Source organism: Pseudomonas sp. R5(2019) (assembly GCF_009905435.1).
GTDB lineage: Bacteria > Pseudomonadota > Gammaproteobacteria > Pseudomonadales > Pseudomonadaceae > Aquipseudomonas.
The window spans coordinates 1-12,928 of sequence record NZ_JAAAMT010000038.1 but is presented as its reverse complement, the minus strand read 5'-3'; the positions used below and the strand labels follow the sequence as shown (position 1 = coordinate 12,928).

Genomic DNA, 12,928 nt, shown 5'->3' with positions numbered 1-12,928 from the left:
GAGGGCGTACACATGGTATTCACTAAAGGTTCAACCGCACTGCTGGCCGCCGCCGTTCTGGCGCTGTCCGGCACTGCTGCGCTGGCCGCCGACAGTTTGAACTTCGTCAGCTGGGGCGGTACCACCCAGGACGCGCAAAAGGCGGCCTGGGCTGAGCCCTTCAGCAAGGAAAGCGGCATCAAGGTGGTGCAGGACGGGCCAACCGACTACGGCAAGCTCAAGGCCATGGTCGAAAGCGGCAACGTGCAATGGGACATCGTCGACGTCGAAGCCGACTTCGCCCTGCGTGCCGCCGCCGAAGGCCTGCTGGAACCGCTGGACTTCAAGACCATCGACCGCAGCAAGCTGGATTCGCGCTTCGTCTCCGACCATGGCGTAGGGTCGTTCTTCTTCTCCTTCGTGCTGGGCTACAACGAAAGCAAGCTCGGCGCCAACAAACCGGTGGACTGGACCTCGCTGTTCGACACCAAGACCTTCCCCGGCAAGCGTGCCCTGTACAAATGGCCAAGCCCGGGCGTGCTGGAACTGGCGCTGCTGGCCGACGGCGTCGCCGCCGACAAGCTCTACCCGCTCGACCTGGACCGCGCCTTCAAGAAACTCGACACCATCAAGAAAGACATCGTCTGGTGGGGCGGCGGCGCGCAGTCGCAACAACTGTTGGCCTCCGGTGAAGCCAGCCTCGGCCAGTTCTGGAACGGCCGCGTCTATGCCCTGCAACAAGACGGCGCACCCGTGGGTGTGAGCTGGAAACAGAACCTGGTCATGGCCGACTTCCTGGTCATCCCAAAAGGCGCCAAGAACAAGGACGCCGCCATGAAGTTCCTGGCCAACTCCAGCAGTGCCAAGGGTCAGGCCGAGTTCGCCAACCTCACCGCCTACGCGCCGGTCAACACTGAAAGCGTCAGCTTGCTCAAGCCTGAGCTGGCCCCGAACCTGCCGACCGCCTACGCCAAGGATCAGATCACTCTCGACTTCGCCTACTGGGCCAAAAACGGTCCTGATATCGCGACACGGTGGAACGAATGGCTGGTCAAATGAAAATGCCCGTGGCTACCCCCACTCAACCCACCCCGGCTGTCGGCGCGCCCAGCGCCGGCGGCAAGGCGGCCAAGAACGACACGTCGCTCAGCCATCGCTGGCGTGGCGCCAGCAATTTGCTGCCGGCGCTGATCTTCCTGGGTCTGTTCTTCTTCGCGCCGCTGATTGGTCTGTTGCTGCGCGGGGTGATGGAGCCGGTACCGGGGCTGGGTAACTACGAACAATTGTTCGCCAACTCGGCCTACGCCCGGGTGCTGTTCAACACCTTCTCGGTGGCTGGCCTGGTGACGTTGTTCAGCGTGCTGTTGGGTTTCCCGCTGGCCTGGGCGATCACCCTGGTGCCACGCGGCTGGGGCCGCTGGGTGCTGAACATTGTGCTGCTGTCGATGTGGACCAGCCTGCTGGCGCGGACCTACTCGTGGCTGGTGCTGTTGCAGGCCTCCGGGGTGATCAACAAGGCGCTGATGGCGATGGGCATCATCGATGTGCCGCTTGAGATGGTTCACAACCTCACCGGCGTGGTGATCGGCATGACCTACATCATGATCCCGTTCATCGTGCTGCCGTTGCAGGCGACCATGCAGGCGATCGACCCGATGGTGCTGCAAGCCGGCGCGATCTGCGGTGCCAGCCCCTGGACCAACTTCTTCAAGGTGTTCCTGCCGCTGTGCCGCTCGGGCCTGTTCTCGGGCGCCTTGATGGTGTTCGTGATGTCGCTCGGTTACTACGTCACCCCGGCCCTGCTGGGCGGTGCGCAGAACATGATGCTGCCTGAATTCATCGTGCAACAGGTGCAATCGTTCCTGAACTGGGGCCTGGCCAGCGCCGCCGCGGCACTGCTGATCGTGATTACCCTGGTGCTGTTCTACTTCTACCTGAAGCTGCAGCCGGAATCACCGGTCGGCTCCAGCAACGCGAGGTAAGCGATCATGCTCCTGACTCCCAACGCCATGAGCCGACGCCTGCGCTTCGGCCTCTACGCCACCACCGGGCTGATTGCATTGTTTCTGGTGCTGCCGGTTGTGTTTATCGTGCTGCTGTCGTTCGGCTCCTCGCAATGGTTGGTGTTCCCGCCACCGGGCTGGACGCTGAAATGGTACGGCCAGTTCTTTTCCAACCCGGAATGGATAGACGCTGCATTGGCCAGCCTCAAGGTCGCGATCCTGACCACGTTTTTCTCCGTGGCACTGGGCTTGCCCACCGCGTTTGCCCTGGTGCGCGGACGTTTTCGTGGCCGTGAAATGCTCTACGGGCTGTTCACCCTGCCGATGATCGTGCCGCTGGTGATCATTGCCGTGGCGGTGTATGCGCTGTTCCTGAAGCTGGGCTACACCGGGACGATGTTTTCCTTCGTGGTCAGCCACGTGATCGTCGCCCTGCCGTTCACCATCATCTCGATCATCAACTCGCTGAAGCTGTTCGATCAGTCGATTGAAGATGCGGCGGTGATCTGCGGTGCCTCGCGCCTGCAAGCGGTGTTCAAGGTGACCTTCCCGGGGATTCGCCCGGGCATGGTGGCCGGCGCGCTGTTTGCCTTTCTGGTGTCGTGGGACGAGGTGGTGCTGAGCGTGATGATGGCCAGCCCGACCCTGCAAACCCTTCCCGTGAAAATGTGGACCACCCTGCGCCAGGACCTGACTCCCGTGATCGCCGTCGCCTCGACGCTGCTGATCGGCTTGTCGGTACTGGTCATGGTGATCGCCGCCGCCCTGCGCCGGCGCAATGAAATCAGCGCCTGAGCGCACAGGAGAAGACGATGAGTGCTGTAATCCAAGAGTCCGCGCAAACCCGGCAGCCGCTGGTCAGCCTGCACAACCTGAACAAGCATTACGGTGATTTTGCGGCCGTTGACAACATTTCACTGGATATCCAGGAAGGCGAATTCCTGACCTTCCTCGGTTCCAGCGGCTCGGGCAAAAGCACCACGCTGTCGATGCTGGCCGGTTTCGAAACGCCCAGCAGCGGTGAAATTCTGGTCGACGGCAAATCGCTGGTGAACGTGCCGCCGCACAAACGCGATATCGGCATGGTGTTCCAGCGCTATTCGCTGTTCCCGCACCTGTCGGTGCGCGACAACATTGCTTTCCCGCTGGCGATCCGCAAACTGTCCGCGGCCGAACGTGACAAGAAAGTCGATGCCATGCTCAAGCTGGTACAGCTGGACAAGTTTGCCCACCGCCGCCCTTCGCAACTGTCCGGCGGCCAGCAACAGCGGGTCGCCATCGCCCGGGCGCTGGTGTACGAGCCACGCATTCTGTTGATGGACGAGCCACTCGGTGCGCTGGACAAAAAGCTGCGTGAAGACCTGCAGGACGAGTTGCGCCAACTGCACCGTCGCCTGGGCATCACCATTGTCTACGTGACCCACGACCAGGAAGAGGCCATGCGCCTGTCCCAGCGCATCGCCATCTTCAGCCACGGCAAAATCGTCGGCCTGGGCAGTGGCTATGACCTCTACCAGAACCCGCCGAATGCCTTTGTGGCGTCGTTTCTGGGGAACTCCAACTTTCTGCGGTTCAAGGCCCAGAGCAATGCGGCGGCCACCTTCGAAGGCCAACCGCTGTCGATTCGCCTGACGTCGGGGCTTAAAGTCGACCAGGACGTGCTGTTGATGGTGCGCCCGGAAAAAGCCCTGGCGCTGAGCGTTCCGCAAGCCGCTCAGGAGCCCTTGGCGGCGGGCTGGAACGAAGTGACCGCAACGGTGACCGAAGTGTTGTTCCTGGGTGAAAGCCAAACCTGCAGCGTGATCACCGCCGGCGGCACGGCGATGACGGTCAAGGCCTTGTCAGCGGCGGGCATGCCGCTCAAGCAAGGGGACCCGGTCAAAGTGCGCTGGGCGACGGCGGATGCCTGCGTGTACACCGAATGGACCGAGGGTGACCTGAACAAGGCCGCTGGGGCGCACTGAACGGCATTCACTTCCATGTACCATGGCTTGCGGTGGATCTGGCACACCGTGTTGAAGTCATCGCAGGCAAGCCTTGCTCCTACCCGGTAGGAGCAAGGCTTGCTCGCGATACAGACGCTGCGGTGTTTCAGGAAAACAGCAGCGTCAGCGCCCCACCGCCGCCGCCATCAACGGCCCCGCCTGTTCATCGGTCATCGCCGGGTACACTTCCATCTCGAGCAAATCATTCCATTGCAGGGCCCAGCGCTGAACCGGCGTGACGTCATCCGCCTCCGCCACGCCAAAGCCCATACCGCTGCCAACCGCATGCCAGCGGCCAATCATCTTCACGCCTTCAGGCGGCAAGCCACCGGTACGGACAAAACGTTCGATCGCGGCATCGCGCGACGCCGGGCACGCCCGCCACTTGACGATAAATAACATGTGTCACCTCCAGCCTTGCTCAGTGACCCCCAATCACAAGGCTTAGCACTTGCCCGCCAGGGCGTATGACCGTTGATCCTCCAGTCACGCCTTCCAGCGTAAATATTGTCACTGGCAAGCAAAATCCGAAGCAGCGCCGCGCCGTGAACAGGGTAAGGTAACGGGATAACCGGAACGTCTTCGAGGTATGCCGTGGCTTCCTATACCCTGCGTCAGCTGAAGTACTTCGTCACCACCGTGGAATGCGGCAGTGTCGCCGAAGCCTCGCGCAAGCTGTATATCGCCCAGCCGTCGATTTCCACGGCGATCAAGGGCCTGGAAGAAAGTTTCAACGTGCAATTGTTTATCCGCCATCACGCCCAGGGCGTGTCGCTGACGCCGAGCGGCGGGCGCTTTTACCGCAAGGCCCAGGAGCTGCTGCGCATGGCCAAGGAGTTCGAACAGAACGCCCTGGCCGACAACGATGTGATCTGCGGCCAGATCGATATCGGCTGCTTTGAAACCGTCGCCCCGCTTTACCTGCCGCGCCTGATCGCCGGCTTTCGCGAGCGCTACCCGGGCGTCGAGATTCGCCTGCAGGACGGCGAACAACAGGAGCTGGTGCAAGGCCTGACCGGCGGGCGCTTTGACCTGGCGATTTTCTACGACCACGAGCTGGACGGCACCATCGAAACCGAGCCGTTGATGGCGCCGCAACGGCCCTATGCCTTGTTGCCCGAGGGCCATCGCTTTGCCGATCAAGCCCAGGTGTCGCTGCGCGACCTGGCGCTGGAACCGATGATACTGCTCGACGTGCAGCCTAGCCGGACCTACTTCGTGAGCATTTTCGAAGAGCTGGGCCTAACGCCCAATATCGTTTTCAGCTCACCTTCGATCGAGATGGTCCGTGGCATGGTCGGCCAGGGTTTCGGCTTTTCAGTGCTGGTCACTCGACCGCACTCGCCGTTTACCTACGACGGCAAACAGGTGGTGAGCGTCAATATCGCCGAGAACGTGACGGGCTCCGGGTTGGTCGCCGGCTGGCTCAAGCGCGCCCAGCTGACCAAGCCAGCCCAGTTGTTTATCGAGTACTGCAAGGAGCAATTCCGCGTTCAGTGAGTTAGTTCGCGCAGGTAATGCCACGGGAAAATCCCCAGGTCATGGCCGTCGTCGAAGACCAACTGCACGCCATAGCCCTGCGGGTTCAGCGCAATCAGCCGGACGCTGTCACTGACCAGCTCGATGCGCCCGCCCAGGCGCGCAGCCCGGCAGCGCGAGCACGGGCAACGAGCGCGCAGGCCGGCATGGCTGAAGGTCTGGCTGAGCCCATCCTGCCAGTGCACCTTCAGCTCGCCGCGGCCCCGGGCGTTGTCGAGGGCGACCGGGATCATTGCCCGCCACCCTGCAGTTGAGTCAGGGCAATGCGCACAGCCTTGCGCACCTCGGGGTCGCTGTCGTGCGCTGCTGCTTCAAGCGCAGCGAGCGCCGCCGGGTCACGCAATTCACCCAAGGCCAGGGCGGCTTCCTTGCGCAGGTTGCTGATCGGATGTTCGAGCAATTCGACCAGCCCCGGCAGCGCCGCCGGGAAGGCCAGGCGGCCCAATGCACGGGCCGCGCGCAGGCGCACTTGCCAATAGTCGTCATCGAGCGCTTTCACCAGGGCAGGCCCGGCCGGTACCAGGCCAAGCTTGCCCAGGGTGGTGGCCGCTTCCTCGCGCACCTGCCATTGGGCATCCTCCAGCGCCGCCTGCAACGCGGCCAGCACCGAGTCGTCACTGGCAAAGCCCAGCGCCCCGGCAGCGGCGCGGCGCACATCGGTGTCCGGGTCGTCGCGCAACAGCCGGGCAAGCTCTGCCAGCGCACTGTGTTGCTTGAGCCAGCCCAGAATGCCCAGCGCTTCGCGGCGCACGCTGGCCTGGGTGTCGTTCAAGGCTGCCAGGGCCACGGCGGCGCTGGCGGGCAGGCGCAATTCACGCAAGGCCCGCAAGGCGCTGCTGCGAACGAACACATCGGTGTGAGAAGCCCAGGGCAGAATCACCCGACCGGCTTCGGCGGTCTTCAGCTGGCTGAGGCTTTGCGCGGCCGCGACCCGGACCTTGAGGTCACGGTCGCTCAGGGCTTCGCACAGGGCCTGCACCACCTCCGGTTCCTCCCAGGCCTCCAGCAAGCGCGCAGCTTCGGCGCGCACCTCATCGGCCGGGTCGTCGCCCAGGCTGGCGGTGAGCCATGGCAAAGCGTCCGGGTCTTCCAGGTCGGCCAGTTCGATCAGGGCGATGCGCCTTACGGCAGCGTCCTCATCGATCAGCCGCGGTTGCAGTTCGAGAATATCCGGGTTGTCACTGACAAGAGTATTCATAGGGCAAATCGAGGCCTCTGGTTTTCCAGGGGGAGCCCGAGCGGGGTCAGGCGCGGCAGTTCACGGCCATCCTGATGGCGCAGCAGCTCCAGGCAATGGCGTTTGAGGTGGACAAAGGCAGGGCTGGTGATCAGCTCCGGTTGGCGCGGGCGGGCAAAGTCCAGCCGCAGGTCTTCGATAAAGCGCCCCGGGCGCGGGCTCATGACCAGGATGCGGTCGGCCAGAAACAGCGCTTCATCAATGTCATGGGTGACAAACAGCACCGTGGTGCCGATGCGCGCCCAGATGTCCAGCAGCAGCGCTTGCATCTGGCTGCGGGTTTGCGCATCGAGCGCGCCGAAGGGCTCGTCCATCAGCAGCAGGCCCGGGCGATTGATCAACACCCGGGCGATTTCCACCCGTTGCTGCATGCCGCCGGAGAGTTGCTGCGGCCAGCGCTCGGCGAAATCTTCAAGGCCGACCCAAGCGAGAAATTCCCGCGCGCGCTGGCGGCGCTCGGCCTTGCCGATGCCCTGCATCTTCAGGCCGAAAGCGACGTTGTCGAGCACCCTGCGCCAGGGCAGCAGGGTATGGTGCTGGAACACCATGCCGCGCTCGGGCGACGGGCCGGACACCGGCTTGCCATCGACCTTCACGCTGCCGGCCGAAGGTTGCAAGTGCCCGGCAAGCGCACCGAGCAACGTCGACTTGCCGCAGCCGGACGGCCCGAGAATGCAGACGAACTCGCCGGGGGCGATATCGAAACTCAGCGCCTGCACCGCCTCGAACGCCTGCGGCCCCTGCCCCAGGCGAATGCTGACCTGGTCGATGTCCACGCGCCCTTTCACGCTGGGTGTTTTCAGAGCACTCATGCGCTTTTCTCCTGCAGGCGATACCAGGGCGTGGCGAGCCCGCCCAGGCGCTTGATCAGGCCGCTGCTGAGCATGCCCAGCAAACCGATCAGCAACATGCCGACGATGATGTCTGCGTAGTTCTGCAAGGTGTAGGCCTCCCAGGTGTAGTAACCGATACCCCATTGGCCGGAGATCATTTCCGCGGTGACCAGACAGAACCACGAGGTCCCCATGCCGATCGCAAGCCCGGTGACGATGCTGGGCGCAGCGCCGGGGATGATTACCTCGCGCAGGATCGCCAGGCGCCCTGCGCCGAGGCTGCGGGCCGAGGCGATCAGGCGGCGGTCGACGCCTTCAACCCCATGAACGGTATTGAGCAGGATCGGGAACAAGGCGCCGGTGAAGGTGATGAAGATCATCGACAGTTCCGATGATGGAAACATCAGGATTGCCAGCGGAATCCACGCCACCGCCGGGATCGGCCGAAGCACTTCCAACGGTGGCAGCAGCAGGCTTTCAGCCCAGCGCGAGCGGCCGATGGCCAGGCCCAGCAGCACCGCCACCAGAGCCGCCGCCAGGTAGCCCGCGGCCACTCGGCCCAGGCTGCTGAAAAGATGGCGCGCCAGGGCATCGGAGCTGACCAGCGCCCAGGCCGCCGCCAGCACCTCCAGCGGCGGCGGGACGTTGCGAAACGTCACCAGCCCAAGGTCCAGCCGCTGGCTTGCGGCCAGTTGCCAGAACAGCAGGCACGCCAGCACCGAACCGAGCTGGAGCGCTCGACGCCCCAGTCGAGTGGATAAAAGGTTTGGCATCGCAATGGCCCTCAACGTGCGGCCACGAATGCCCGGCGGGTGGCCGAGAAATCATTGACCTGGCCGCCGTGGCTCGCCGCATGGCGCTCGGCTTGCTCCTTGAGCAGGAAGGCCCGCAGCTGGCCTTTGCCATCGCGAACGAACCAGGCTTGATTGGCCAACAGTTTGATGCCGCTGTCACTGGCCTGGGTGTACAGGGCACGAATGCCCTTGCCCTCGGCTTCAAGGTTGGCCAGTGCCGCCAACGCTGATTGTGGCGAGGCGTAGCTGCGCACCGTCGGCTCGCCTTTGACCCAGATCTGCGCGACGTTCTTGAAGTCGGTGATCGCAGCGCCCGTGCTGGCATCCGTGGCCTTCAGCGGCTGCTGGGCGTAGTGGTGCAACTGCTGGTCGTAGTCCATGCCCTGGGCCTTGAAGGCTTCGCGGATGTACTGGTCGTTGATGAAAGTGTCGGTGTTCAGGCCACGGTCGGCCTTTTTCAGCAGCTTGAGGGTGTCGATGGCTGTCGCCACCGCCTGGCGGTATTCCGGTTTCCAGCTCAGGTCGCGGGTTTGCAGGCCCAGCGGGCCGTGGAACAGGTAGTTCACCGAAGCGTCGATGCCGGTGACCTTCTCGATCAGCTCGCTGTATTTCTCAGGCTCTGCAGCCAGCAGCTGGTTGGCCTCAAGGCTGGCGCGAAGGTAGGCGACGACGATTTGCGGGTATTTTTTCGCGAAGTCGCTTTCGACCAGTGCGCCATGGAAGGTCGGCGCCCTGGACTGCGAGCCGTCGTAGATCTTGCGGGCAAAGCCCCGGCTTTCGAACAGCTCGGCGAAGGGCACGAAATCGGCGTGGGCGGCAATCTTGTTGGCCTGCAGCGCCGAGCCCGCCACTTCAGGCGGCTGGGCGATGATGGTCAGGTCCTTGTCCGGGTCCCAGCCCTGGGCCGCAACGGCGCGCAACAGCATGCCGTGGGCGGTGGAAGCAAAAGGTACCGAAATGGTCTGGCCCTTGAGCTCGGCGAAGGACTGCACCCTGGAGTCCTTCGGTACGACGATACCGTTGCCGCTGCCCTCGGTGCTGCCGGACAGCACACTGATAAACAGGCTGTGGCTGCCCGCGGCCTCATGGGCCACGCCGTTGAGCGACCCTGGGAAGTCGGCCATGGCGCCGAAGTCCAGCTTGCCGGCTACCATTTCGTTGGTCAGCGGTGCGCCGCTGGTGAAGTTCTTCCACTGAATGTCATAGGTGACGTCCTTATAGGCGCCGTCCCTGGGCAGGTATTTGTCCAGCAGGCCCAGTTCGCGAATCATCAGGCCGCCGGCGGCGCAGTTGATGGTGGTGTCCTGGGTGCCGATGGCAATGCGGATGGTCTGGGCTTGCGCCGACAGGGCGCTGACCGCCAGTAACAGGCCGGCGATGGTGGTGCGTGCACGCATGGGTGTGTCCCCTCGAGTCTTGGCTACGGGAAATCGTCTGCGCCACGGGTCGGCGTGGTAGGAGACGAGGGGTATGGCATCAGGCGTCCGGTGGGTGGCCGGTGGCTTTTTATAGTGTTGGCTTGCGGTGTTTTTCAGCGCAGCAGGTACGGAATCTCGACCTTCACCGCCCCGGTCGGGCAGTCGGTTTCGCACGGCATGCAATACCAGCATTCGTCAAACGCCATGTAGGCCTTTTGCGTTGCCGGGTTGATGGCCAGCAAATCCATCGGGCAGACGTCCACGCACACGGTGCAGCCTTTGTGAGCGATGCACAGGTCTTCATCGACCGTGACCGGGGCGTTGCTGCGAAAGAAGATTTCCTGGGGTTGAAAAGCCATGGTTCGGTTCTCCCTTGGGCGCTCAGGCGGCGCCGACGCGCAGGCGGTTGTAGGCCTGCTGTTCTTGATCGTCGAGGGCCACACGGTAGGGCTCGATCGGCTTCTTGAAGCTGACCATGGTGCCGTTCGGGTCCTTTTTCAGGTGGCAGTGGCACCACCAGTCGGCGTCATTGCGCAGCGGATAATCGACCCGGTGGTGGTACAGGCCCCAGCGGCTTTCCTTGCGGAACAGCGAGGCGCGGGCGGCCATTTCGGCACAATCGCGAATCACCGCCACTTCCATCGCCCGCATCAATTCGTGGGGGTTGTTGGCCTTGATCTGCGCCAGGTCCGCTTCGATGGCGGCAAACCGCTCAAGGCCGATTTCCATCTTTTTGGTCACCTTCGGCGGCTGCAGGTAATCGTTGACCATGCGCCGCAGCTTGTACTCCACTTGCGAAGGTGGCAGGCCGTGCTCACGCAGCAGCGGGGCCTGGACCCGGGCTTTCTCGGCGGCCACCTGGGCGGCATCCACTGGCCCGTGCTCGCGCCCGGCCACATAGGTCGCCGCATTGACGCCGGCAAACCATCCATAAGTAAAAGCGCCGAGCATGTAGTTGTGCGGCACTGCCGCCATGTCACCGGCCGAGTACAGGCCCTTGACCGAGGTTTCGGCACGCTCGTTGACCCACACGCCCGAAGCGCTGTGACCGCTGCAAAAACCGATCTCGGAGATGTGCATCTCGACCATTTTCCGGCGGTAGTCGGTGCCGCGCCCGGCGTGGAACTGGCCACGGCTGGGGCGCTCGTTGCTGTGCAGGATCTGCTCGATGTCCTGGATGGTTTCTTCGGCCAGGTGGTCGAGCTTGAGGAACACCGGACCGTTGCCGCCTTCGAGTTCCTGATGGAACTCCCACATCATCTGGCCACTCCAGTAGTCGCACTCGATAAAGCGCTCGCCCTTGCTGTTGGCGGTATACCCGCCCAGGGGGCCGGTCACGTAGGCGCAGGCCGGGCCGTTGTAGTCCTTGATCAGCGGGTTGATCTGGAAGCACTCCAGGTTCGCCAGTTCCGCCCCGGCGTGGTAGGCCATGGCATAACCGTCGCCGGCATTGGTCGGGTTCTCGTAGGTGCCCATCAGGTAGCCCGACGACGGCAAGCCCAGGCGGCCCGCTGCGCCGCAGCAAAGAATCACCGCCTTGGCCTTGATCACATGGAAGTCAGCGGTGCGGCAGTCAAAGCCCATCACGCCGTTGGCCGCGCCTTGCTCGTCAGTCAGCAGCCGCGTGGCCACCAACCGGTTGCTGATCTGCACCCGCGCCCGCTTGAGCTGGCGGTACAAGACTTTCTTGATGTCGTGACCTTCGGGCATCGGCAGCACATAGGCGCCCATGTGGTGGACTTTTTTCACCGCGTAATCGCCGGTCTCGTCCTTCTCGAACTTCACGCCCCAGCGGTCCAGCTGTTCAAGCGTCGCAAAACTGTGTTCGGCGTAGGCCAGCACAGCGGTCTGGTTGACCACCCCATCGTTGGCCACGGTGATTTCCTTGGTGTACTGCTCGGGCGTGGCGTGGCCGGGAATAATGGCATTGTTGAGGCCGTCCATGCCCATGCTGATCGCGCCGCTGCGCTTGACGTTGGCCTTGTCCACCAGCAGCACCTTCAGATCGCGGTTCTGCTCCTTGGCCTTGATCGCCGCCATGGGGCCGGCGGTGCCGCCTCCGATCACGACGATGTCGTATTCCTGTTCCAGGGTGTTCATGCACGCGGCTCCTTGTTCCGGTCGATCCGCAGGCGGTACTGGAAGGAGTCGCCGCGGTAATAGAGGTATTCGAAATCCAGTGGCGCGCCATTGGCATCAAAGGTCAGCCGTTCGATGCGCATGATCGGGCTGCCCTCCTCGGCTTCCAGCGCCTGGGCGAGGTCGGCGTCAGCCAGCACGGCGTCTACCGCAAGGTCAGCGTGGCCAAGGGCGATGCCGCAGTCGTTTTCCAGAATCAGGAAGATGTCGCGAGTGGCCAGGTCGGCCTTTTCCAGCCGCTCGCCGATGCTCTGCGGCAGGTAGGTGATTTCCAGCGACACCGGCGCGCGGTTGATCAGGCGCACCCGCTTGATCTCGGTGACCGGCGTGCCCTCCTTCACCTGCAGGCGCTCGGCGACCAGCGCCGTGGCGGGCACCGACTTGAAGCTGCGCAGGCGGTTCAACACCTCATAGCCCATCTGCGTCATCGATTCGGCCAAGCCTTGCAGGGTCGATACGTTCTGGAACGCCTTGGGTTTGGAGACAAAGGTGCCTTTGCCGTGGATCTTGAAAATCAGCCCTTCCTTTTGCAGGTCGCCCAGCGCCTGGCGCACGGTGATGCGGCTGACCTCGAACGCAGCGCCAAGCTCGCTTTCCGACGGCATGCGCGCCATGGGCGCATAAGTGCCGTCGAGAATGCGCGAACGCAGCAGCTCCTTGAGCTGGCTGTAGAGGGGAACGGGTGACAGGGGGAGTAACTGTGCCATGCGCGATCAACTTGTTATGACAAGATATGCCGTGAACAATAGTCGATCTAACCAAATAATCTGAAATACCAAAATGCTATATCTATAGACACAGGGCGCTTTTGATCCAATGGTAGGGCCCAGGCTTGCCTTTTAATGCCGGTCAGTTAAGGAATAGAGCGACGCAAACCCTTGTAGGAGCGGACCTGGCCGCGATGGGCTGCGAAGCGGCCCCGGCGATTCCAAAGTCGCCCGCATTCCCAGGGCTTGTCGTAGATATCACCGGCCTCGGGGGCCGCTGCGCAGCCCATCGCG

At 63.2% G+C, this 12,928-nt stretch carries 14 protein-coding genes; 5 read left to right on the top strand and 9 right to left on the bottom strand.

From position 1 onward, the window contains the following. Positions 1-12 precede the first annotated feature (12 nt). Genes GUY40_RS20980 through GUY40_RS20965 form a run of 4 tightly spaced genes read left to right on the top strand, consistent with a single transcriptional unit; the run spans position 13 to position 3,946 of the window. Positions 13-1,038 (top strand): polyamine ABC transporter substrate-binding protein, encoded by a 1,026-nt coding sequence (locus GUY40_RS20980; protein ID WP_166570829.1) that lies wholly within the window; start codon positions 13-15, stop codon positions 1,036-1,038. Continuing rightward, positions 1,023-1,961 (top strand): ABC transporter permease, encoded by a 939-nt coding sequence (locus tag GUY40_RS20975; protein WP_178117913.1) that lies wholly within the window; start codon positions 1,023-1,025, stop codon positions 1,959-1,961. Before GUY40_RS20980 ends, GUY40_RS20975 begins: the two co-directional genes overlap by 16 nt. A gap of 6 nt (positions 1,962-1,967) precedes the next feature. Continuing rightward, positions 1,968-2,777: an ABC transporter permease gene (locus GUY40_RS20970; protein WP_166570828.1), complete on the top strand. Its 810-nt coding sequence runs from the start codon at positions 1,968-1,970 to the stop codon at positions 2,775-2,777. A gap of 17 nt (positions 2,778-2,794) precedes the next feature. Next, complete coding sequence (locus GUY40_RS20965) at positions 2,795-3,946, top strand: ABC transporter ATP-binding protein (RefSeq protein ID WP_166570827.1); 1,152 nt, start codon at positions 2,795-2,797, stop codon at positions 3,944-3,946. Between the two features lie 144 nt (positions 3,947-4,090). Here the strand turns inward: GUY40_RS20965 and GUY40_RS20960 are convergent, their stop codons facing one another. Continuing rightward, positions 4,091-4,369 carry a DUF3303 domain-containing protein gene (locus tag GUY40_RS20960; RefSeq protein ID WP_166570826.1) on the bottom strand — a complete coding sequence of 93 codons (279 nt, stop codon included), beginning with the start codon at positions 4,367-4,369 and terminating at the stop codon, positions 4,091-4,093. Between the two features lie 192 nt (positions 4,370-4,561). Between GUY40_RS20960 and GUY40_RS20955 the strand changes: the two genes are divergently transcribed. Next, positions 4,562-5,467: a LysR family transcriptional regulator gene (locus tag GUY40_RS20955; protein WP_166570825.1), complete on the top strand. Its 906-nt coding sequence runs from the start codon at positions 4,562-4,564 to the stop codon at positions 5,465-5,467. On the opposite strand, the gene GUY40_RS20950 is transcribed toward GUY40_RS20955, so the two are convergent. From GUY40_RS20950 to GUY40_RS20915, 8 genes are all read right to left on the bottom strand, one after another. Continuing rightward, positions 5,461-5,739, bottom strand: coding sequence for a gamma-butyrobetaine hydroxylase-like domain-containing protein (locus GUY40_RS20950; RefSeq protein ID WP_166570824.1), 279 nt, complete (start codon positions 5,737-5,739; stop codon positions 5,461-5,463). The two genes, GUY40_RS20955 and GUY40_RS20950, sit on opposite strands and share 7 nt — an antisense overlap. After that, entirely contained in the window at positions 5,736-6,704 is a 969-nt protein-coding gene (locus GUY40_RS20945; RefSeq protein WP_166570823.1) for a HEAT repeat domain-containing protein, read from the bottom strand. The genes GUY40_RS20950 and GUY40_RS20945 overlap by 4 nt, the downstream gene beginning before the upstream one ends. Further along, positions 6,701-7,555, bottom strand: coding sequence for an ABC transporter ATP-binding protein (locus GUY40_RS20940; protein WP_166570822.1), 855 nt, complete (start codon positions 7,553-7,555; stop codon positions 6,701-6,703). Before GUY40_RS20940 ends, GUY40_RS20945 begins: the two co-directional genes overlap by 4 nt. Beyond that, a complete protein-coding gene (locus GUY40_RS20935) occupies positions 7,552-8,349 on the bottom strand; it encodes an ABC transporter permease (RefSeq protein WP_166570821.1) in 798 nt (265 codons plus the stop codon). The genes GUY40_RS20940 and GUY40_RS20935 overlap by 4 nt, the downstream gene beginning before the upstream one ends. An 11-nt stretch (positions 8,350-8,360) precedes the next feature. Beyond that, positions 8,361-9,767 carry an ABC transporter substrate-binding protein gene (locus GUY40_RS20930; protein ID WP_166570820.1) on the bottom strand — a complete coding sequence of 469 codons (1,407 nt, stop codon included), beginning with the start codon at positions 9,765-9,767 and terminating at the stop codon, positions 8,361-8,363. 134 nt (positions 9,768-9,901) lie between these two features. After that, positions 9,902-10,147 carry a ferredoxin family protein gene (locus GUY40_RS20925; RefSeq protein ID WP_166570819.1) on the bottom strand — a complete coding sequence of 82 codons (246 nt, stop codon included), beginning with the start codon at positions 10,145-10,147 and terminating at the stop codon, positions 9,902-9,904. Positions 10,148-10,169: 22 nt separating this feature from the next. Beyond that, the gene (locus GUY40_RS20920; RefSeq protein WP_166570818.1) at positions 10,170-11,888 is read right to left on the bottom strand and encodes a fumarate reductase/succinate dehydrogenase flavoprotein subunit; all 1,719 of its coding nucleotides are present in this window, start codon (positions 11,886-11,888) and stop codon (positions 10,170-10,172) included. Beyond that, positions 11,885-12,634, bottom strand: a complete 750-nt coding sequence (locus GUY40_RS20915; RefSeq protein WP_166570817.1) for a GntR family transcriptional regulator — start codon at positions 12,632-12,634, stop codon at positions 11,885-11,887. Before GUY40_RS20915 ends, GUY40_RS20920 begins: the two co-directional genes overlap by 4 nt. Positions 12,635-12,928: the final 294 nt, after the last annotated feature.